Source organism: Gordonia sp. (in: high G+C Gram-positive bacteria) (genome assembly GCF_047600565.1).
Classification (GTDB): Bacteria; Actinomycetota; Actinomycetes; order Mycobacteriales; family Mycobacteriaceae; genus Gordonia.
Genome location: NZ_JASGKN010000001.1, coordinates 426,128 through 446,579 on the forward strand (window position 1 = coordinate 426,128; position 20,452 = coordinate 446,579).

Consider the following 20,452-nt stretch of genomic DNA (forward strand, 5'->3'; position numbering starts at 1 on the left):
GGCTCACGCGATCGCTACGATCGCGAGCCGGGCGTCGTTGTCTGGACAGACGGCCCACCGAGTGAGGAGCGAAGGATGAGCAGGCAGGCGTCCGCGATCGACGACATCCTCGCCGAGCATGCGGGTCTGGAGCAGCAGCTGTCCGATCCGGCACTGCACGACGACCCCGCCAACGCACGCCGCGTGGGCAAGCGGTTCGCCGAGCTGGCGCCGGTGATGGCGACCTACACCAAGCTCACCGCCGCGCGCGACGACCTGGAGGCGGCCCGTGAGCTGGCCGACGCCGACCCGGCTTTCGCCGAGGAGGTGCCCGCACTGCAGGCGCAGGTCGACGAACTCGACGCCCAGTTGACCGATCTGCTCGCGCCGCGCGACCCGCACGACGGCGACGACATCGTCCTCGAGGTGAAGTCCGGTGCCGGCGGCGAAGAGTCCGCGCTGTTCGCCGCCGACCTGGTCCGCATGTACACCAAGTACTGCGAGAAGCAGGGCTGGAAGGCCACCGTCCTGGGTGTCACCGAGTCCGATCTCGGCGGCTACAAGGACGCCACCCTGTCGATCAAGGCGCGCGAGGCGTCGCGCGACGGTGTGTGGCACCGGCTCAAGTTCGAGGGCGGAGTGCACCGCGTTCAGCGTGTGCCCGTCACCGAGTCGCAGGGCCGTATCCACACGTCGGCGGCCGGTGTACTGGTGTACCCGGAGCCCGATGAGGCGCAGGACGTGCAGATCGACGACAAGGATCTGCGCATCGACGTCTACCGCAGCTCCGGCAAGGGCGGCCAGGGCGTCAACACCACCGATTCGGCGGTGCGCATCACGCACGAGCCGACCGGCATCGTCGTGACCTGCCAGAACGAGCGTTCGCAGCTGCAGAACAAGGCGCGCGCCATGCAGGTGCTGGCGGCACGGCTGCAGGCGGCAGCCGAAGAGGAGGCGGCCGCGGAGGCCGCGGCCGGCCGGGCCGCACAGATCCGCACCGTCGATCGTTCCGAACGCATCCGCACCTACAACTTCCCGGAGAACCGGATCACCGATCACCGGATCGGTTACAAGGCGAACAACCTCGACGCGGTGCTGGCCGGCGACATGGACGCGCTGACCGACGCGCTCATCGACGCCGACAAGCAGTCCCGCCTCGAACAGTGACCGCGTCCCAGCTTCGTGACGCCGGGGCCGCCCGTCTGGCCGCCGCCGGAATCGACTCGGCGGCCTCCGACGCGGCGTGGCTGCTAGCGCATGTACTGGGAACCGAGCCGGGCCGGCTGCCGCTGATCGATGACGTCGATGCCGACGATCGTGCGGCCTACGACCGGTTGATCACGGCTCGTGCGCAGCGGATTCCGTTGCAGCATCTGACCGAGCAGACCGATTTCGCCGGGGTCGAGCTGGCGGTCGGGCCGGGGGTGTTCATTCCGAGGCCGGAGACCGAACTGCTGGTGGAGTGGGCGGAGAAGGTTGCTGCCACGCTGCCGGCCGACCGTCCGGTACGGGTCGCCGACCTGTGTGCCGGGAGCGGTGCATTGGGGATCGCGCTGGCGGTGCGGGTGCCGCGGGCACGGGTGACACTCGTCGAGAAGTCCACCCGGGCCGTCGAGTTCATCGACCGCAACATCGCGGCGCTCCCGGAGCCGGTGACCCGGCGTCTCTCGCTGATCGTCGGCGACGTGACCGATCCGGCCGTGATCGGCGAACTGGGGGAGTGCGACGTGATCGTGTCGAACCCGCCGTATGTGCCCGAGGGGACGCCGGTGCCGCCGGAGGTCGACCAGGATCCGGCTGAGGCCGTGTTCTCCGGTCCCACCGGAATGGACGTCATCACGGCGATGGTGCCGCTGATCGCGGACGCCCTGGCGCCCGGCGGTGCGGTCGCCGTCGAACACGACGACACCACCGCGGCCCAGACCGTCGCGGTGTTCGCCGCCGACGGCCGGTTCACCGATGTCACGGCCCTGTCCGACCTGGCCGGACGCCCCCGGTTCGTCACCGCCGTTCGCCGGCGCTAAGCGTGCTACGCAGCGCTACGATGAGTGGTACGGAGACGATCACTCACCGCGAAATGCGCAACAACAGCGCTGATGTGCTGCGCAGGGTGGAGGCGGGCGAGTCCATCCGGATCAGCAACAACGGCCGTCCGGTCGCAGTGATCGTCCCAGCGGAAGGCGATGTTCTCGAGGACCTGATTGCGCGGGGCGAGGCTCGGCCGGCGCGGCTGAAGCCGGCCGAGGCGTTGGCGAAGATCCGTCGGGTCCCGTCACCCAAGACGAGTACTGAAATCGTGGCGGATGTCCGCGGCAGGCACGCATGCGCCGCTACGTTCCAACGACGCGATCCACCTCGCGACTGCCCTCCGGCTCGGCGTGGACGAGATGCTCACGTATGACGAGGAGCTCGGCCGCGCAGCGTCTGCGGCCGGCATACGGGTCGTCGCGCCCCGCTGACTCCCCGGGTGCGTCGGTGGCCGCGCCTAGAGTCGACCTCATGGCGGAACTGGAACGAGCTGCGTTCGCCACGGCCGAGGACCTGTGGGCTTGGCTCGCGGAGCACCACGACACGCATCCCGGTCTGTGGGTGGTGCTGCAGAAGACGACGAGTCCGGTGCCGTCGGTCAGCTTCCATGATCTCCTCGAAGCCGGGATCGCCTACGGGTGGAGCGAAAGCACCCGTCGCGCGAACGACTCGGCGTCCCACCTTCAGAAGTTCACCCCGCGTCGGACACAGGGCACCGTCTCGGCCCGCAACATCGAGATCGCTGATCGGCTTGAAGCCGAAGGCCGGATGACACCGGCTGGACGGACCGCTCTGGGCCGCTGACGGTCGAGCGAACAGGCTGCCGTCTAGGATCGAATCCGTGAGTGCCGTGTACGACTGCAGTGATCCCGCCGAGCGCGCCGCCGGACTGACCGCCGCGGTCGGTGCCGCCCGGGGCGGTCGTCTGATCGTGATGCCGACCGACACCCTGTACGGCATCGGCTGCGATGCCTTCGACTCGGACGCCGTCGCCGCGTTGCTGGCCGCCAAGGGCCGCGGCCGCGACATGCCGGTCCCGGTGCTGGTCGGGTCCTGGCACACCGTCGACGGCCTGGTGCTGTCGGTGACGCCGCAGATGCGTGCTCTGGTGGAGGCGTTCTGGCCCGGCGGCTTGAGCCTGGTCGTGCAGCAGGCGCCGTCCCTGGCGTGGGATCTCGGCGACACCGACGGCACCGTCATGCTGCGGATGCCGCTGCATCCGGTGGCCATCGAGGTGCTGCGCGAGGTCGGGCCGATGGCCGTCTCGAGCGCCAACGTCTCCGGCGGCCAGCCGTCGAGCACCGTCGAGCAGGCCCGCGACCAGCTGGGCGAGTCGGTGTCGGTGTACCTGGACGGCGGGCCCGCCGAACATGCGGTGGCCTCGACCATCGTCGACGTGAGCGGCGGGACCCCGGTCGTTCTGCGCGAGGGTGCCGTGCCGACCGACGAGATCGCGCAGGTGTTGGGCCTCGAACCCGACGAACTGCAGGTCCGCGCATGACCTTTCTCGCGCTCGACGCCGTCGGCAGCGCCGGCGTCCCGCTCCGCGAGCTCGGTCTGATCGGCCTCACCGCGGCCGGCGTCACCTACCTGATCACCTCACTGGTGCGGGTGATGGCCGTGCGGGTCGGCGCCGTCGCCGTCCCGCGTGAGCGCGACGTGCACGTCATCCCGACCCCTCGCATGGGCGGTCTGGGCATGTACATCGGGCTGGTCTGCGCGATCGCGTTGGCCGCCCAACTGCCCGCCCTCAACCGCGCGTTCGCCTACACCCACGACATGACGGCGGTGATCGCCGCCGGACTCGTGATCATCCTGGTCGGGCTGATCGACGACCGCTGGGGCCTGGACGCTCTCACCAAGTTCGTCGGGCAGGTCACCGCGGCCGGTGTCCTGGTGGTGATGGGTGTCAGCTGGAACATCCTGTACGTGCCGTTCGGCGACATCGGCACCGTGGTCCTCGACCCGCTGCAGGCCGGTCTGCTCACCGTGCTCATCACGGTCACCACCATCAACGCGATGAACTTCGTCGACGGGCTCGACGGCCTGGCCGCCGGCCTCGGACTGATCGCGGCCACCGCGATCATGATCTTCTCCCTCGGTCTGCTGCACGACCAGGGCGGCGACGTCAGCTACTACCCGCCGGCACTCATCACCGGGGCGCTCGCGGGTGCCTGCCTGGGCTTTCTGCCGCACAACTTCTCGCCGGCCCGCATCTTCATGGGCGACTCCGGGGCGATGCTGATCGGCCTGATGCTGGCCGCGGCCTCGACGTCGGCGTCGGGCCGCCCGGCGCGCAGCGCCTACGGCACCGCGGACCTGTTCACGCTCCTGTCGCCGCTGATCCTGGTCGCGGCGGTCATGTTCATCCCGATCCTCGACATGGTGCTGGCCGTCATCCGCCGCACGCGCGCGGGCGTCGGCTTCTACACCCCGGACAAGATGCACCTGCACCACCGTCTGCTCGAACTCGGCCACTCCCAGCGTCGCGTCGCCCTCCTCATCTATCTGTGGGTCGGCATGTTCGCCTTCTCGGTCGCCCTGCTCACGCTGTTCTCGCCGGCCGTCGTGCTCCCGTTCACCGCGGTCGCGCTGCTCATCGCGGTCGCCGCCACCTTCGCGCCCCGGTTGAGTCGCCGCCTCGCGAGTCGATAACCTTTCGGGGTGTCTTCCAACGACGAGTCCACCGGGACCGACCTGCCGCCGCTCAACGAGCTCGAGGACTTCGATTCCCTCGCTCCGCTGAAGAAGGGGCTGCGCTACGGCGTACTCGGCCTGATCGCGCTCACCGTGATCGCGCTCGCGATCTGGGTGCCGGTCGACGGACTCAAGGGCCTGTGGGGTGTGCTCATCGGTGCCGCCGTCGGCGGCGGCTTCATCCTGATCACGGTGGTGGTCATCATGGCGACGGTCAACATGTCGCCGTCATCGACCATGGCGATGATCATGGGGTCGTGGGTGCTGAAGATGGTGGTCGTGCTGGTGGTGGTCGGCGTCCTCAAACAGATGAGCTTCTACTCGACCGGAGCGCTGGTCACCATGCTGATCGGCTCCATCGTGGCCGTCCTCGGCGCCGAGGTCTGGGGCGTACTGCGCACCAACCAGCCCTACACCGACGCCTGATCTGAACCCCGGGTTCAGGGCGACACGGCGCACGTCGCAGAAGTGACGGACGCCACGAAACCGCCCCGGACCTGCTACTACAGCCGATAGTAGGCCGTGTGGCACGCCACGGCTCCCTCGGCGGAAGACCCTGATTAAGGGATTCAGGTCAAGGCTTGATAAAGTTTTGACCGCACCAATCAGAACAGGGAACCTCGCTACCGCGACGGCTCCGTGTCTGCGTGCCACCGACCGATGATCGACCCGGGGAACACCGGGTCCGAGAAGGGGAGAGACCGCTGAGCGCCGCCATCCTCGCCGCTGAACACAACGGCTTCCATGCGCCGACCCTGTGGGATTTCTACCCCGCGCTTCTGTGGGGCGGGCCGTGGGACCACCCGGCCTTCTACGCCATGGACCGGATCATGCTCATCCGCGTGATCGTCGCGGCTCTGGTCGCCGTCTTCTTCGTGGTGGCCATGCGTGGCGCCAAGATCATTCCGAGCGGACTGCAGAACGTCGCCGAGTCCATGCTCGACTTCGTGCGGATCAACATCGCCGAAGAGATCCTGGGCAAGGAGAACGGCCGCAAGTACCTGCCGATCCTCGCGACCATGTTCTTCGCGACGATCTTCCTGAACCTGACCTCGATCATCCCGGGTCTGAACATCTCGTCGAACGCCCGTATCGGCTTCCCGCTGGTGATGGCGCTCTGTGCCTACATCACCTACTGCTGGGTCGGTATCGCCAAATACGGCTTCTTCGGCTTCATCAAGTCGTCGATCGTGCTGCCGGGCGTTCCGCTCCCGATCCACTTCCTGCTGGTGCCGATCGAGTTCGTCTCGACCTTCATCCTGCGCCCCTTCACGCTGACCGTCCGACTCATGGCCAACATGCTGTCCGGTCACATCATGCTGGCGCTGTTCTTCTCGGCCACCCAGTTCTTCTTCGTCACCAAGGGCGGCTTCTGGTCGGTCGGCGGTGTCGTCTCGCTGATCGCCGCCGTGGGCTTCACCTTCTTCGAACTCCTGGTGATCGGCCTGCAGGCCTACATCTTCTCGCTGCTGACCGCGGTGTACATCGACTCGTCGCTGCACGCCGACCAGCACTGACCACTCGACCAACCACCAAACACACACAGACTGACTCACTCGCTCGACCGGGCGGGGAGCCACCAAGAAAGGGAATCGCAAGATGAGCTACATCGCCCAGACTCTGGCCGAGGCCGCTGAATCCACCGTCACCGGCAAGGGCTACGGCGCCATCGGCTACGGCCTCGCCGCCATCGGCCCCGGCATCGGCGTCGGCATCGTCGCCGGCAAGGCCATCGAGGGTATCGCCCGTCAGCCCGAGCTGGCCGGTCAGATCCGTACCACCATGTTCCTCGGTATCGCTCTGTCTGAGGCTCTGGCGCTGATCGGTATCGTCGCCGGCTTCATCTTCTGATCGAGGCTCGAGCCATGATCAACATCAATCTGCTCGCGGAAGCGGCGCAGGACACCGGCAACCCGGATCCGCCGCCCAACCCGCTGGTCCCGTACATCTACGACATCACGTGGTCGCTGGTCGCCTTCCTGGTGCTGCTCTTCGTGTTCTGGAAGTACGTGATCCCGATGTACCGCAAGGTTCTCGACGAGCGTCGCGACGCCATCGAGGGCGGCATCGAGCGCGCCCAGGCCGCTCAGGACGAGGCCGCCCAGGCCCTGGCCGCCTACCAGCAGCAGCTGGCCGGCGCCCGGGAAGAGGCCAACGCCATCCGTGAGGATGCACGCACTCAGGGCAACCAGATCCTCGCCGACATGAAGGATCAGGCCCAGTCCGAGAGCGACCGCATCGTCGCCAACGGCAACGCCCAGCTCGAGGCCCAGCGCCAGCAGGTCGTCACCGAGCTGCGTGGCCACGTCGGCCAGATGTCGGTCGACCTGGCCGAGAAGCTGGTCGGTGCGCAGCTGTCCGACGGCGTCTCGCAGGCCGGCACCGTCGATCGATTCCTCGCGGAACTCGACGACGTCTCCGGCACCGCCGCGAAGTAATAGAAGGAATGTGTAGCCAGATGTACGCAGCGTCTAGCCGGGAGGCCCTCGACGGGGCCCGCGTTGAGCTGGAGGCCGCCCTCCGGGGCGCCAAGGGCGCCGACGCCACCACCGTCGGAACCGAACTGCTGTCGTTCGCCGACACCGTCTCCGACAACCGCACCCTGCGTACCGCCCTGGCCGACTCGGCCACGGCACCCGACGCACGGGCGGACATCGCCAAGTCGCTTCTCGACGGCAAGGTCGCCCCGGCCACCCGGGACACCGTCGCCTCGGCTGCGGCCCGGCAGTGGTCGAACGACGGTGATCTGGCTCGCGGACTGCGGACCCTGGGTCGCGAGGCCCTGCTGCAGTCGGCCAAGGACAGCGGCAACCTCGACACCGTCGAGGAGGAGCTGTTCGGATTCGCGCAGCTCGTCAAGGGTGATCCGGAGCTCGAGCAGGCGCTCAAGGACCGGACCCGCACGGCAGCCGATCGTGAGCAGCTCGTGAAGACGCTGCTGAACGGCAAGGTCGATCCGGTCACCGAGGCCCTCGCCGCGGAGACGGTCGCCTCCACCGACGAGGCGCCCGGTGACGCCCTGGACCAGCTCTCGGAGCTGGCCGCGGGCGTCAACGGCCGCAAGGTCGCCTACGTCTCCTCCGCGGGGGAGCTGTCGGCGAAGCAGCGCACCGATCTGGCCGCCAAGCTGCCCACGATCTACGGCGCGCCGGTCACCCTGCACGTCGAGGTCGACCCCGACCTGCTCGGCGGCGTGGTGGTCCGCGTCGGCGACGAGCGGATCGACGGCAGCGTCGCAGGCCGACTGGCGGAACTTCGCCGCAACCTGAAGTAGTCCACTTCACCCCAACGATTCCCAGACCCCTTAAGTAAGCCCAGGAAGAGCAGGCAGAGATATGGCCGAGTTGACCATCTCCTCCGAAGAGATTCGGAGTGCGATCGCAAAGAACACGCAGGACGTGGGTGGCAAGACCACTCGCGAAGAGATCGGTCTGGTGACCGACACCGGTGACGGCATCGCGCACGTCAGCGGCCTGCCCGGTGCGATGGCGAACGAGCTGCTGGAGTTCCCCGGCGGCATCCGCGGCGTCGCCCTGAACCTCGACCTCGACGACGTGGGCGCGGTCATCCTGGGTGACTACGAGAACATCGAAGAGGGCCAGGAAGTCAAGCGCACCGGCAACGTCCTGTCGGTCCCGGTCGGCGACAACTTCCTCGGCCGCGTGGTCGATCCGCTCGGACAGCCGATCGACGGCCTGGGCGACATCAAGGCCGACGACGAGCGCGTCCTCGAACTGCAGGCCGCCACCGTGCTGGAGCGCCAGCCGGTCGAGGAGTCGCTGGCCACCGGTATCAAGGCCATCGACGCCATGACCGCCATCGGCCGCGGCCAGCGCCAGCTGGTGATCGGCGACCGCAAGACCGGCAAGACCGCGGTCTGCATCGACGCCATCCTGAACCAGAAGGACAACTGGGCGACCGGCGACCCGGAGAAGCAGGTCCGCTGCATCTACGTCGCCATCGGCCAGAAGGGCTCGACCATCGCCGGCGTCAAGGCTGCGCTCGAAGAGGCCGGCGCGATGGAGTACACCACCATCGTCGCCGCCCCGGCCTCCGATTCGGCCGGCTTCAAGTGGCTCGCCCCCTACACCGGTTCGGCCATCGGCCAGCACTGGATGTACCAGGGCAAGCACGTTCTGATCGTGTTCGACGACCTGTCGAAGCAGGCCGAGGCCTATCGCGCCATCTCGCTGCTGCTGCGCCGCCCGCCGGGCCGCGAGGCCTACCCGGGCGACGTCTTCTACCTGCACTCCCGTCTGCTGGAGCGTTGCGCGAAGCTGTCCGACGAGCTCGGCGGCGGTTCGATGACCGGTCTGCCGATCATCGAGACCAAGGCCAACGACGTCTCGGCGTTCATCCCGACCAACGTCATCTCGATCACCGACGGCCAGGTCTTCCTGGAGTCGGACCTGTTCAACAAGGGTGTCCGCCCGGCGATCAACGTCGGTATCTCGGTCTCCCGTGTCGGCGGCGCCGCACAGACCAAGGGCCTCAAGAAGGTGTCCGGTTCGCTGCGTCTGGAGCTGGCCCAGTTCCGTGAGCTGGAGGCCTTCTCGGCCTTCGCTTCGGATCTCGACGCCGCGTCGAAGGCGCAGCTGGAGCGCGGTGCCCGCTGGGTGGAGCTGCTCAAGCAGGACCAGTACAGCCCGGTCTCGGTCGAGGACCAGATCGTCTCGCTGTACCTGTGCGGCGAAGGCTTCATGGACTCGGTGCCGGTGGACGACATCCGCCGCTTCGAGTCGGAGCTGCTGGCCGACCTGCACCACAGCGCCAAGACCGTCTACAAGCACATCGCCGGTGGCGCCGAGCTCTCCGCAGCCGACAAGAAGTCGCTCGAGGAGAAGACCAACAAGTTCAAGCAGGGCTTCGTCGCCAGCGACGGCAGCTCCGTGGTCGAGACCGACGCCGACCCGCTGGCCGATGAGGACGTCGAGTCCGAGACGATCCGCGTGACGAAGAAGCAGAAGTAGCCATGGCAACCATTCGGGAGCTGCGCTCGCGGATCCGGTCGATCCAGTCGACCAAGAAGATCACGAAGGCGCAGGAACTGATCGCGACCTCGCGGATCACGAAGGCTCAGGCACGAGTGGCTGCCGCTCGTCCCTACGCCGACGAGATCACCCGCGTCGTGGCCACCCTCGCGAGTGCGTCGACCATCGACGGTGTGCGTCTGCTGAACGAGGATCCGAACCCGAAGCGTGCCGCGGTCCTGGTCGTGACCAGTGACAGCGGCCAGTGCGGTGGCTACAACTCCAATGTCCTCAAGGAGACCGAGGAACTGCTCTCGCGTCTGCGCAAAGAGGGCAAGGAGCCGGTCGTCTACGTGATGGGCCGCAAGGGCATCGGCTACTACACCTTCCGGGACCGCGACATCGCGGCCTCCTGGTCGGGCTTCTCGCAGCAGCCGAAGTTCGAGGACGTCGACGAGGCCGTGTTCCACCTGGTGGACTCGTTCCTCGCCGGTTCGGGCGAGAACGTGGATCTGCCCGAGGACGCCGGTTCCATCGAGGGCGTCGACGAGGTCTACATCGTCTACACCCGCTTCGTGTCCATGCTGACCCAGAAGCCGGTCGTGCGCCGCATGGCTCCGGTGGACGTGGAGGTCGAGACCCAGCACCTGAACCTCGGTGAGGACCTGCTCGCCCAGCCGGAGGGCGTGGTGCCCGCCGAGATGGAGTTCGAGCCGGACGCCAAGGAACTGCTGGGCGCACTCCTGCCGAAGTACGTGGCGTCGCGGATCTTCGCGGCACTGCTCGACGCGGCCGCCTCGGAGAGCGCGGCACGTCGTACCGCCATGAAGGCGGCCACCGACAACGCCACCGAGCTCGAAAAGAACCTGAGCCGTCAGGCCAACGCGGCCCGCCAGGCGCAGATCACCCAGGAAATCAGCGAGATCGTCGGCGGCGTCGAAGCGCTCGCGAACTGACAAGACATATCGAGGAAAGAGAAGAAACCATGACTGCAGCAGTCACCGACAAGACCAAGGGCGCGGCTTCGGCCACCGCCGGTCGCGTCGCCCGGGTCATCGGCCCGGTCGTCGACGTCGAGTTCCCGCGTGGCGCCGTTCCCGAGCTGTTCAACGCCCTGCACACCGAGGTCACCCTCCCCGCCGTGGCGAAGACGCTGACCCTCGAGGTCGCGCAGCACCTCGGCGACAACGTGGTGCGCACCGTCTCCATGCAGCCCACCGACGGCCTGGTCCGCGGTGCCGCCGTCACCGACACCGGCAAGCCGATCTCGGTTCCGGTCGGCGACGTCGTCAAGGGCCACGTGTTCAACGCGCTGGGCGACTGCCTGGACGCCCCGGGCACCGGCCGCGACGGCGAGCAGTGGGGCATCCACCGCAAGCCGCCGGCCTTCGACCAGCTCGAGGGCAAGACCGAGATCCTCGAGACCGGTATCAAGGTCATCGACCTGCTGACCCCGTACGTCAAGGGCGGCAAGATCGGTCTGTTCGGTGGTGCCGGTGTCGGCAAGACCGTTCTGATCCAGGAGATGATCACCCGTATCGCACGCGAGTTCTCGGGCACCTCGGTGTTCGCGGGCGTCGGCGAGCGTACCCGTGAGGGCACCGACCTCCACCTCGAGATGGAGGAGATGGGCGTTCTCCAGGACACCGCCCTCGTGTTCGGTCAGATGGACGAGCCGCCGGGGACGCGTATGCGCGTCGCCCTCTCGGCCCTCACCATGGCCGAGTACTTCCGCGACGTGCAGAAGCAGGACGTGCTGCTGTTCATCGACAACATCTTCCGCTTCACCCAGGCCGGTTCCGAGGTCTCGACCCTGCTGGGCCGTATGCCGTCGGCCGTGGGTTACCAGCCGACCCTGGCTGACGAGATGGGTGAGCTCCAGGAGCGCATCACCTCGACCAAGGGCCGTTCGATCACCTCGCTGCAGGCGATCTACGTCCCCGCGGACGACTACACCGACCCGGCGCCGGCGACCACGTTCGCCCACCTGGACGCGACCACCGAGCTCTCCCGCCCGATCTCGCAGCTGGGTATCTACCCGGCCGTGGATCCGCTGACCTCGACCTCGCGAATCCTGGAGGCCTCGATCGTCGGTGACGAGCACTTCCGCGTCGCCAACGAGGTCAAGCGCATCCTGCAGAAGTACAAGGAACTGCAGGACATCATCGCCATCCTCGGTATGGACGAGCTGTCGGAGGAGGATAAGGTCACGGTCGCCCGTGCCCGTCGTCTGCAGCAGTTCCTCGGCCAGAACTTCCTGGTCGCCGAGAAGTTCACCGGCCAGAAGGGTTCGGTCGTCCCGCTCAAGGACACCATCGACGCCTTCGATCGCGTCTGCAAGGGCGAGTTCGACCACCTTCCGGAGCAGGCCTTCAACAGCTGCGGTGGACTCGACGACGTCGAGGCCGCGGCCAAGAAGATCGCCGGAAAGTAGTCCGTCATGGCTGACAAGACCTTCCGTCTGGACGTGGTGTCCCCCGAGGAGCAGTTGTACTCGGGTGACGCGACGTTCATCATCGCGCAGACGACCGAGGGCGAGCTGGGCATTCTGCCGAGCCACGCACCGATGTTCGGTCAGCTGGCACCGGGTGGTTCGGTGGTCGTGACCGAGGCCGACGGCACCAAGCTGGCGCTGGCCGTCCAGGGCGGCTTCCTGTCGGTGTCCGGTACCGAGGTCGTCGTGCTGGCCGATTCGGCCCAGTTCTCGAAGGACATCGACATCGCGGCCGAGCGTGCCGCGCTCGAGTCCGCGGAGGAAGGGTCGCCGGAGCATCTCCGTGCGCGTTCCCGGATCCGCGCCGTCGAAGCCGTGAGCTGACACCGGACCGTCATGAACAACGCAGACAGCCGCCCCGATCGGATCGGGGCGGCTGTCTGTTTTCCGATCGGGGGAGAAGAGGTGAGCAGGTGCATTGGTGGGCGTGGCTGATTCTGGCCGTCGCGGTCGGTGGAGCGGTGGTGACGCTGGTCCTGCTCTACCGGCTTCGTGAGGTGCGACGGGCGGGTACCCCGGTGCTGCTGCGTCGCCTGCCGGCCGGCAACGACGAAGGCTGGCGCCACGGCACCGTGCACTACACCGACAACGCCCTGCTCTACTACCGCCTCAGCTCGCTGCGTCCCGGCCCGACCGAGGACATCTCGCGGCGACGGATGGAGGTGACCGGACGGCGTAAGCCCACGGGCACCGAGCTGGAGATCATGGACGGCGACTGGACGATCGTCGATCTGAAGGTGGCCGAAGGTGTGCGGACCTCCCGGGATCCGGGCTCGTTCCGGGAGTTCGAGATCGCGATGGAGCCGGTCGTGGCCACTGCTTTCCTATCCTGGTACGAGGCGCGGTCACCGAGTCGTTCGCGACGTCGCCGACCGGCCTGATGACGCGGGACCGAAGGCTATAGGCTGGTCGCGTGAGCGATCGCTATCTGGTGACCGGCGGGGTCCGCCTGTCCGGTGAGGTTCTTGTCGGGGGCGCCAAGAACAGCGTGTTGAAGTTGATGGCCGCCGCCTTGCTGGCGGAGGGCCGCACGATGCTGACGAATGCGCCGGAGATCGCGGACGTGCCGTTGATGGCCGACGTCCTGCGTGGTCTCGGGGCGACGGTGGAGATCGAGGGCGACACCGTCACGATCGATTCGCCGGCCCGGCCCGAATACCACGCGGACTTCGACGCGGTGAAGCAGTTCCGGGCATCGGTCTGCGTGCTGGGTCCGCTGATGGGTCGCTGCCACAAGGCCGTCGTCGCCCTGCCCGGTGGCGACGCCATCGGTTCGCGCCCGCTCGACATGCACCAGTCCGGTCTGCGTGCCCTGGGTGCCACCAGTTCCATCGAGCACGGTTGCGTGGTCGCCGAGGCCGATCACCTCAAGGGCGCGGAGGTCTCGCTCGAGTTCCCGTCGGTCGGGGCCACCGAGAACATCCTGATGGCGGCGGTCCTGGCCGAGGGCGTCACCACCATCGACAACGCGGCGCGCGAGCCCGAGATCGTCGACCTGTGCGAGATGCTCGAGCAGATGGGCGCCAAGATCTCCGGCGCCGGCAGCGAGACGCTGACCGTGACCGGCGTCGACGAACTGCACCCGACCACCCATCACGTGGTCGGTGACCGCATCGTGGCCGGCACCTGGGGTGTGGCGGCGGCGATGACGCGCGGCGACGTGACCATCAAGGGCATCGATCCGGCGCACCTGAATCTGGTGCTGGCGAAGCTCGAACTGGCCGGCGCGACCGTCGAGCGTTTCGCCGACGGCTTCCGCGTGCTGCAGGACGACCGGCCGAAGGCGGTGAACACCGCGACGCTGCCGTTCCCCGGCTACCCGACGGATCTGCAGCCGATGGCGATCGGCCTGGCGTGCGTGTCCGAGGGCATGTCGGTGATCACCGAGAACGTCTTCGAGGCCCGCTTCCGGTTCGTCGAGGAGATGGTGCGGCTGGGCGCCGATGCCCGCACCGACGGCCACCACGCCGTGGTCCGCGGCCGTGAGCAGTTGTCGAGTGCCCCCGTGTGGTCCAGTGACATCCGGGCCGGCGCCGGCCTGGTGCTGGCCGGGCTCGTGGCCGACGGTGTGACCGAGGTGCACGACATCGAGCACATCGACCGCGGCTACCCCCATTTCGAGGAGATCCTCACCCGCCTCGGCGCGACCATCGAGCGAGTGTCAGGGGACTGAAGCTCCCTCCGAGTGGCCTTAGCCCGTGGTTTCGTGTCAACACCTGACACCGATCCACTGTGTAAGCCCGGATCTGTTCACAGGCCGGGGGCGTCGGGGCGTCACCGGTCCGCGTTGGCGACGATCGTGGCCGGATGAACACGGACCGGATGAGTGCCGCGGCCGCTGCCGAGGTTCTGGAACAGCAGAGCGGTGTGATCAGCCGACGGCAGGTGCTCGAATGCGGGCACACCGCCAACGACGTGCGACGCCTGCTCCGGCGACGGGAGTGGGCGACGGTCGTTCCCGGCGTATACGTGAACCACACGGGTCTGCCGACCTGGCGTCAGCGGGCCTGGGCTGCGGTGCTCGCCGCCGAGCCGGCGGCGCTCGCTGATCGATCTGTTCTTGCTCCCGGTTGTGGACCGATTCACATCGCCGTCGACAGCGGCCGGACGGTTGTGAGGCGTGCGGGGGTCGTGGTGCATCGGCGTACGCGGTTGGAGTCCAGCGTGCTGTGGAATGCGAGTCCGCCGCGTTTGCGGGTCGAGGAGGCGGCGTTGGACGTGGCGGATGCTGCGGCCGACGACATGGACGCGGTCGCGGTGTTGTCCGACGTCGTCGGTGGCCGGTCGACGACCGTCGATCGACTGCTGTCGGCGGCGCGGCGGCGGTGCCGGATGAGGCGGCGACAGTTCCTGGTGGGGGTTCTGGAGGACATCCGGGCCGCGTGATCGCGACCTCGAACGGGACCTCGACGCGGCCATCCACGAGACCGCGCTGACCCTGCGAATCGGGTGGGGTCAGGTCGTGGGCCGCCCGTGCCGGACCGCGCGCAAGATCGCCGACGTGCTCCGATCGCGGGGATGGGTGGGCGAGTTCACAGATTGCCCACTCTGCCGAGGGCAGATCCGAGACCGTTAGCCCGTGATTCCGTGTCATCAGGTGACACGGAATCACAACCCAAGGGCGTTTTCGGGAGGGGACCGGACCGCTCACGGTCGGCGCCGCCTGGCTACAGTGGCCCCATGCGGTTGGTGATCGCGACCTGTCAGGTCGACTATGTGGGGCGGTTGACCGCCCATCTGCCGATGGCCAAGCGGCTGCTGCTGATCAAGTCCGACGGCTCGGTCAGCATTCACGCCGACGATCGCGCCTACAAGCCGTTGAACTGGATGAGTCCGCCGTGCTGGATGGTCGAAGAGGCCGCCGACGACGATGTGCCGGGCACGCAGGTGTGGGTCGTGGAGAACAAGGCGGGCGAGCAGCTGCGCATCACCATCGACGAGATCGAGCACGACTCGGTGCACGAGATGGGACTCGATCCGGGCCTGGTGAAGGACGGGGTGGAGGCCCACCTGCAGGAGTTGCTGGCCGAGCACGTCACGACGCTCGGCGAGGGCTACACCCTGATCCGCCGCGAATACATGACGGCGATCGGCCCGGTCGACCTGCTGTGCCGGGATGCCGACGGCCAGACGGTCGCGGTGGAGATCAAGCGGCGCGGCGAGATCGACGGTGTGGAGCAGCTGACGCGTTATCTGGAGCTGTTGAACCGGGACGCGACGCTCGCGCCGGTGTCCGGGATCTTCGCGGCCCAGTTGATCAAGCCGCAGGCGAAGACGCTGGCCACCGATCGCGGGATCCGCTGCGTCACCCTCGACTACGACCGCTTGCGCGGCACCGAGAACAACGAGTTCAAGCTCTTCTGACGACGACGCCTGACGACTAGGCCGACTTCGGGACTAGGCCGACTTCGGGGTGTGGTCGCCCTTGTCCTCACGCGGTGCGGAGGCCAGGAAGCGATCCACCTCGTCCTGGGCGTACTCGTCGTCGAGCGCGTCGAGGACGTCGGTGTTCTCCATCGTCATCGGCGAACGACGTCCCTGCGGGACCGCGGGGACCTCGAACTGCTCACGACCGACCAGCGTGCGGTTGAGGAGCGCCAGGTCGTCCTCGTCGGTGGCACCCAGAAGCGACTTCTCGTCATCGGTGAGCGCCAGCGCGGCGGGCAGGGCGCCGAGATGCTCGCGAAGCGCGTCCAGGTGGTCGAGGACCTTGGTGTGGGCGTCGGCGGCGGCCTGTGCCAGGTCGCGGGACCGATCCAGTCGCGCGGACGCGATGTGATGGGTCGCGCCACGGACCCGGGTGGACTCGGTCTCGGCGGCCTCGATGATCGCGGCGGCCTCCTTCTGCGCTTCGGCCAGTTCCTGCTGAGCCTGGGCGCGGGTGGCGTTGGCCTCCTCGAAGGCGGCCTGCGTCCGGTCCTCGGCGTCGGTGATCAACTTGTCGGCCTGGTCCTGGGCGAGCTGCAGGGTGCGCTCGGCGTCGGCGTCGGCCTGCGCGCGGATGTCGTCGGCCTGCTGGCGGGCGACCGAGACGGTCTCGGCGGCCTCCTCCTTGGCCTGCGAGCGTGTCTCGGCGGCCTCGTCGGTGGCGAGCTGCAGCATGCGGGACACGCGCTCACTCATGCCGGCGACGTCGGTCGGCGGCACCGACAGCGCATCCACCTGCTGCTGGAGCGCTCGTACCTTGCTGCGGGAGTCGTCGAGATGTCCGAGAAGCTCGTCGGCGTGGGCGTGCGCCGAGTCGCGGTCGGCGGCCATCATCTGCAGGTCGGCTTCGAGCCGGCGGATGTGGTCGGTGACCTGATCGCGGTCATAGCCGCGCATGACGATGGGGAAGGGGCTTTGACGCTGTCCGGGTACTGACATGTGGCTCAGAGTAAGCCCGTACATCGCGGATGGAATGGATCACGTTCGGCGTGTTGCGCTGCGATTTGGTAGACGTGTGACTGATGTGACTCGGTGCCGAAGCCTCGGATTCTCGCCCCGGACCCCCTCGCGGTAGCGTGAGGACCGATACCTGAGTTCGTCGCAAGGAGCGCTTTCGTCATGTCCGACAACACCACCGTCATCGTCGCCGGCGCGCGTACCCCGTACGGTCGCCTGCTCGGTTCCCTGAAAGGTCTCTCGGGCGTCGACCTGGGTGCCGTCGCCATCAAGGGAGCCCTCGAGAAGTCCGGTGTTCCGGCGTCCGAGGTCGGCTACGTGATCATGGGTCAGGTGCTGACCGCCGGCGCCGGCCAGATGCCGGCGCGCCAGGCCGCGGTCAAGGCCGGCATCGGCTGGGACGTGCCCGCACTCACCATCAACAAGATGTGTCTGTCCGGCATCGACGCCATCGCGCTCGCCGATCAGCTGATCCGCGTCGGCGAGTTCGACTGCATCGTCGCCGGCGGCCAGGAGTCGATGTCGCAGGCGCCGCACCTCCTGCCCGGCAGCCGCGAAGGCTTCAAGTACGGCGACACCGCACTCGTCGATCACCTCGCCTACGACGGTCTGCACGACGTCTTCACCGATCAGCCGATGGGCGGCCTCACCGAGCAGAAGAACGACGACCACGGCTTCACCCGCGAGCAGCAGGACGAGGTGGCCGCCCAGAGTCATCAGCGCGCCGCCGCCGCCCAGGAGAAGGGCCTGTTCGACGACGAGATCGTGCCGGTCGAGATCCCGCAGCGCAAGGGCGACCCGATCGTGGTCTCCGCCGATGAGGGCGTGCGCGGCGACACCACCACCGAGTCGCTCAGCAAACTGCGTCCGGCGTTCCGCAAGGACGGATCGATCACCGCGGGCAACGCCTCGCAGATCTCCGACGGCGCCGTCGCCGTGGTCGTGATGAGCAAGCAGAAGGCCCAGGAACTGGGTGTGGACTGGCTGGCCGAGATCGGTGCGCACGGCAACGTCGCCGGCCCCGACTCCTCCCTGCAGCTGCAGCCGGCGACCGCGATCGAGCAGGCCTGCCAGAAGGAGGGCATCACGCCCGCCGATCTCGACCTGGTCGAGATCAACGAGGCCTTCGCGGCCGTCGGTCTGGCTTCGGCCGGCAAGCTGGGTCTGGACATGGACAAGGTCAACGTCAACGGCGGCGCCATCTCGATCGGCCATCCGCTCGGTGCGTCCGGTGCACGTGTGGCCCTGCATGTCGCGCTGGAGCTGAAGCGTCGCGGCGGCGGCATCGGTGCGGCCGCCCTGTGCGGCGCCGGTGGCCAGGGCGACGCCCTGATCGTGCGCGTTCCGAAGGCCTGACCGCGATGAAGAACCTCTTCGACGTCTCCACGCCGGCCAGACTGTTCCGACTGGTCGCCGTCATCGAGGCGATCACCTGGGCCCTGCTGATCCTCGGCATGATCGCCAAGTACGCCGGCGGCATGGAATCGGCGACCATGATCCCCGGTTCGCTGCACGGTGCCGCGTTCATCGCCTACCTGGTGGTGACCGTGTACGCCTCGCGCAAACTCGGCTGGTCGCTGCCGACCACCGGTCTCGCGCTCGTCGCCTCGATCCCGCCGTTCTTCAGCCTCGTGTTCGAGTGGTGGGCGGCGCGCAACGGTCGTCTCGCCGAGCTGTCGGCACCCGTCGCCGACGAGCAGACCGTCGATACACTGAAGGCGTGACCAGACCCACCGATCGTCAGCAGGCGGCCCGCGCGATGCAGTCGGCCGCAGCCATGTCCGGCGCCGTCGACCTGTCGGCCCTCGCGGAGAAGGCCCAGCGGGCGGCGGCTCCCGCCGCGGCGCCGGCCGCGCCCGGTGCCCCCGCGCCGGCCGGCCCCGTTGCGGCCGGACCCGTCGTCGACGTCACCGAGGCCACCTTCGAGGCCGAGGTCATCGACCGCTCCCGCCAGCAGTTGGTGCTGGTGGACCTGTGGGCGTCGTGGGCGCAGCCGGCCGTCGAGGTGACCCGCATCCTCGAGTCGATGGCCCAGCGGGCCGGCGGTGCCTGGGTCCTCGCCAAAGTCGACGTGGATGCCGCCCCCGGCATCGTGCAGGCGTTCGGCGCCAAGGGTGTGCCGATGGTGATCGCGGTGGTGGGCGGTCAGCTGGTCGCCGCGTTCGACGGCGCGCAGCCGGAGGACAAGATTCAGGGCTGGCTCGACGAGGTGATCGCCAAGGTCGGGTCGGCGCTGCCCGACACTCCGGCCGCGGCCGCCGAAGCGCCGCAGGATCCACGGATGGCCGAGGCCGAGAAGCTGATGGACGCCGGAGACATGGACGGAGCCCTGGCGGCGTACCGCGCCATCGCCGAGGCGGAGCCGAACAACGTCGAGGCCGCGTCGGTGGTCCGGAACCTGGAGTTCATGAATCGCGCCGCCGGGCACGACCCGTCGATCGTCGACACGGCGGCCCCGACGGACGTCGACGCGCAGCTGGCCGCCGCCGACGTGCTGCTTCTCGGACAGAAGCCGGATGAGGCGTTCGATCGCATCATCGAGGCCGTCAAGGCGACGTCCGGTGACGATCGGGACCGTGCCCGCGCCCGCCTGCTCGAGCTGTTCGAACTCTTCGATCCGTCCGATCCGGTGGTGGTCGCGGCCCGCAAGAAGCTGGCGCTCGCGCTCTACTGAGGTCCGCCGTCCGGTGCGGCCGAGTCGCTGCGGGGCAGTAGGCCGCGTTCACCGAACACCTTCTTCGCGGTGAACGTCGCGTTGAGTGCGCGCGGGAACCCGCAGTAGACGGCCGAATGCAGCATCGCCTCCACGATCTGGTCGGGGCTCAGACCGACGTTCAGTGCCGCGTTCACATGGACCTCCAGCTGCGGCTCGCAGCCGCCCAGGGCGGTCAGCATGCCGAGCGTCACCAACTGCCGGTCCCGCGGGGCGAGGGCGGGGCGCGAGTACATCTCACCGAACGCCCACGAGACCACCTGGTGGCCGAGCTCGGGAGAGATGTCCGCGAGTCCGTCGACCACGGCGGCGCCGGCCGATCCGTCGACCGAATCGAGCACGGCCCGTCCGTGGGTGTAGCGCTGGGCGCGGGTGGTGGCGTCAGTCATCGTGTTCTCCTTCGGTCGGGGTTCCGGTGCCGGGACCCTGCGCGCGCAAGGCGGCGTACTGCTGCATCCGGGCGATGGGCATCCCGGTGGCACGCAACCGCAACAGGAACTCGACCCAGGCCACGTCCGACGGGGAGTACCGGCGCCGGTTCGCCGAGGTCCGGCCGATCGGCTGAATCAGTCCGGCGCGTTCGTAGTAGCGCAGGGTGTGTGCCGTGGCCCCGGTGGCGGCCGCGACGTCGGCGATGCTGAGGCCGTCGGCAGGAGCATGATCGTTCATGCCGCGAGCGTACGAGTT

Annotated in this window: 25 protein-coding genes and 1 pseudogene; 23 read left to right on the forward strand and 3 right to left on the reverse strand. The window is 68.2% G+C overall.

Annotated elements, in window-relative coordinates; genetic code table 11:
- Positions 1-75 precede the first annotated feature (75 nt).
- The 20 genes and pseudogenes from prfA (at position 76) to nucS (ending at position 16,032) form a co-directional block, all read left to right on the forward strand.
- The gene (prfA, locus tag QM774_RS02035; RefSeq protein WP_414974301.1) at positions 76-1,146 is read left to right on the forward strand and encodes a peptide chain release factor 1; all 1,071 of its coding nucleotides are present in this window, start codon (positions 76-78) and stop codon (positions 1,144-1,146) included.
- The gene (gene prmC / locus QM774_RS02040) at positions 1,143-2,003 is read left to right on the forward strand and encodes a peptide chain release factor N(5)-glutamine methyltransferase (RefSeq protein WP_414974302.1); all 861 of its coding nucleotides are present in this window, start codon (positions 1,143-1,145) and stop codon (positions 2,001-2,003) included. Before prfA ends, prmC begins: the two co-directional genes overlap by 4 nt.
- 20 nt (positions 2,004-2,023) lie before the next feature.
- Positions 2,024-2,146 (forward strand): annotated as a pseudogene (locus tag QM774_RS02045) (type II toxin-antitoxin system Phd/YefM family antitoxin); the annotation flags it as partial.
- Between the two features lie 136 nt (positions 2,147-2,282).
- Positions 2,283-2,438 (forward strand): PIN domain-containing protein, encoded by a 156-nt coding sequence (locus QM774_RS02050; protein WP_414974303.1) that lies wholly within the window; start codon positions 2,283-2,285, stop codon positions 2,436-2,438.
- A 40-nt stretch (positions 2,439-2,478) separates the two neighbouring features.
- Entirely contained in the window at positions 2,479-2,811 is a 333-nt protein-coding gene (locus QM774_RS02055; RefSeq protein ID WP_414974304.1) for a YdeI/OmpD-associated family protein, read from the forward strand.
- A gap of 37 nt (positions 2,812-2,848) precedes the next feature.
- The gene (locus tag QM774_RS02060; protein WP_414974305.1) at positions 2,849-3,508 is read left to right on the forward strand and encodes an L-threonylcarbamoyladenylate synthase; all 660 of its coding nucleotides are present in this window, start codon (positions 2,849-2,851) and stop codon (positions 3,506-3,508) included.
- Positions 3,505-4,662: a glycosyltransferase family 4 protein gene (locus tag QM774_RS02065; protein WP_414974306.1), complete on the forward strand. Its 1,158-nt coding sequence runs from the start codon at positions 3,505-3,507 to the stop codon at positions 4,660-4,662. The genes QM774_RS02060 and QM774_RS02065 overlap by 4 nt, the downstream gene beginning before the upstream one ends.
- Before the next feature lie 9 nt (positions 4,663-4,671).
- The gene (locus tag QM774_RS02070) at positions 4,672-5,130 is read left to right on the forward strand and encodes a hypothetical protein (RefSeq protein WP_414974307.1); all 459 of its coding nucleotides are present in this window, start codon (positions 4,672-4,674) and stop codon (positions 5,128-5,130) included.
- Positions 5,131-5,351: 221 nt separating this feature from the next.
- Positions 5,352-6,221, forward strand: a complete 870-nt coding sequence (gene atpB / locus QM774_RS02075; RefSeq protein ID WP_414974308.1) for a F0F1 ATP synthase subunit A — start codon at positions 5,352-5,354, stop codon at positions 6,219-6,221.
- An 82-nt stretch (positions 6,222-6,303) separates the two neighbouring features.
- Positions 6,304-6,555, forward strand: coding sequence for an ATP synthase F0 subunit C (locus tag QM774_RS02080; protein ID WP_414974309.1), 252 nt, complete (start codon positions 6,304-6,306; stop codon positions 6,553-6,555).
- 14 nt (positions 6,556-6,569) lie between these two features.
- Positions 6,570-7,142 carry a F0F1 ATP synthase subunit B gene (locus QM774_RS02085; RefSeq protein ID WP_414974310.1) on the forward strand — a complete coding sequence of 191 codons (573 nt, stop codon included), beginning with the start codon at positions 6,570-6,572 and terminating at the stop codon, positions 7,140-7,142.
- A 20-nt stretch (positions 7,143-7,162) separates the two neighbouring features.
- On the forward strand, positions 7,163-7,978 hold the full coding sequence (locus tag QM774_RS02090) for a F0F1 ATP synthase subunit delta (RefSeq protein ID WP_414974311.1): 816 nt from the start codon (positions 7,163-7,165) through the stop codon (positions 7,976-7,978).
- A gap of 61 nt (positions 7,979-8,039) precedes the next feature.
- Complete coding sequence (gene atpA / locus QM774_RS02095; RefSeq protein WP_414974312.1) at positions 8,040-9,674, forward strand: F0F1 ATP synthase subunit alpha; 1,635 nt, start codon at positions 8,040-8,042, stop codon at positions 9,672-9,674.
- A 2-nt stretch (positions 9,675-9,676) separates the two neighbouring features.
- Complete coding sequence (locus QM774_RS02100; RefSeq protein ID WP_414974313.1) at positions 9,677-10,630, forward strand: F0F1 ATP synthase subunit gamma; 954 nt, start codon at positions 9,677-9,679, stop codon at positions 10,628-10,630.
- Positions 10,631-10,659: 29 nt separating this feature from the next.
- On the forward strand, positions 10,660-12,108 hold the full coding sequence (gene atpD, locus QM774_RS02105; protein ID WP_414974314.1) for a F0F1 ATP synthase subunit beta: 1,449 nt from the start codon (positions 10,660-10,662) through the stop codon (positions 12,106-12,108).
- 6 nt (positions 12,109-12,114) lie between these two features.
- Complete coding sequence (gene atpC, locus QM774_RS02110; RefSeq protein WP_414974315.1) at positions 12,115-12,492, forward strand: ATP synthase F1 subunit epsilon; 378 nt, start codon at positions 12,115-12,117, stop codon at positions 12,490-12,492.
- An 89-nt stretch (positions 12,493-12,581) separates the two neighbouring features.
- Positions 12,582-13,049, forward strand: a complete 468-nt coding sequence (locus QM774_RS02115; protein WP_414974316.1) for a DUF2550 domain-containing protein — start codon at positions 12,582-12,584, stop codon at positions 13,047-13,049.
- 32 nt (positions 13,050-13,081) lie between these two features.
- On the forward strand, positions 13,082-14,341 hold the full coding sequence (gene murA, locus QM774_RS02120; RefSeq protein WP_414974317.1) for a UDP-N-acetylglucosamine 1-carboxyvinyltransferase: 1,260 nt from the start codon (positions 13,082-13,084) through the stop codon (positions 14,339-14,341).
- Between the two features lie 134 nt (positions 14,342-14,475).
- Positions 14,476-15,054, forward strand: coding sequence for a hypothetical protein (locus QM774_RS02125; protein WP_414974318.1), 579 nt, complete (start codon positions 14,476-14,478; stop codon positions 15,052-15,054).
- 294 nt (positions 15,055-15,348) lie between these two features.
- Positions 15,349-16,032, forward strand: a complete 684-nt coding sequence (gene nucS, locus QM774_RS02130) for an endonuclease NucS (protein ID WP_414974319.1) — start codon at positions 15,349-15,351, stop codon at positions 16,030-16,032.
- A gap of 33 nt (positions 16,033-16,065) precedes the next feature.
- Here the strand turns inward: nucS and QM774_RS02135 are convergent, their stop codons facing one another.
- Positions 16,066-17,034, reverse strand: coding sequence for a hypothetical protein (locus QM774_RS02135; RefSeq protein WP_414974320.1), 969 nt, complete (start codon positions 17,032-17,034; stop codon positions 16,066-16,068).
- Between the two features lie 180 nt (positions 17,035-17,214).
- Between QM774_RS02135 and QM774_RS02140 the strand changes: the two genes are divergently transcribed.
- The 3 genes from QM774_RS02140 to QM774_RS02150 are packed head-to-tail and all read left to right on the forward strand — an operon-like array spanning position 17,215 to position 19,726.
- Positions 17,215-18,408: an acetyl-CoA C-acetyltransferase gene (locus QM774_RS02140; RefSeq protein ID WP_414974321.1), complete on the forward strand. Its 1,194-nt coding sequence runs from the start codon at positions 17,215-17,217 to the stop codon at positions 18,406-18,408.
- 5 nt (positions 18,409-18,413) lie between these two features.
- Entirely contained in the window at positions 18,414-18,776 is a 363-nt protein-coding gene (locus tag QM774_RS02145) for a DUF3817 domain-containing protein (protein WP_414974322.1), read from the forward strand.
- A gap of 53 nt (positions 18,777-18,829) precedes the next feature.
- The gene (locus tag QM774_RS02150) at positions 18,830-19,726 is read left to right on the forward strand and encodes a co-chaperone YbbN (protein ID WP_414976562.1); all 897 of its coding nucleotides are present in this window, start codon (positions 18,830-18,832) and stop codon (positions 19,724-19,726) included.
- Here QM774_RS02150 and QM774_RS02155 read toward each other — a convergent pair.
- Together QM774_RS02155 and QM774_RS02160 are read right to left on the reverse strand one after the other, a co-directional pair.
- On the reverse strand, positions 19,720-20,154 hold the full coding sequence (locus tag QM774_RS02155) for a carboxymuconolactone decarboxylase family protein (RefSeq protein WP_414974323.1): 435 nt from the start codon (positions 20,152-20,154) through the stop codon (positions 19,720-19,722). The two genes, QM774_RS02150 and QM774_RS02155, sit on opposite strands and share 7 nt — an antisense overlap.
- Positions 20,147-20,434 (reverse strand): MerR family transcriptional regulator, encoded by a 288-nt coding sequence (locus QM774_RS02160; protein WP_414974324.1) that lies wholly within the window; start codon positions 20,432-20,434, stop codon positions 20,147-20,149. Before QM774_RS02160 ends, QM774_RS02155 begins: the two co-directional genes overlap by 8 nt.
- Positions 20,435-20,452 lie beyond the last annotated feature (18 nt).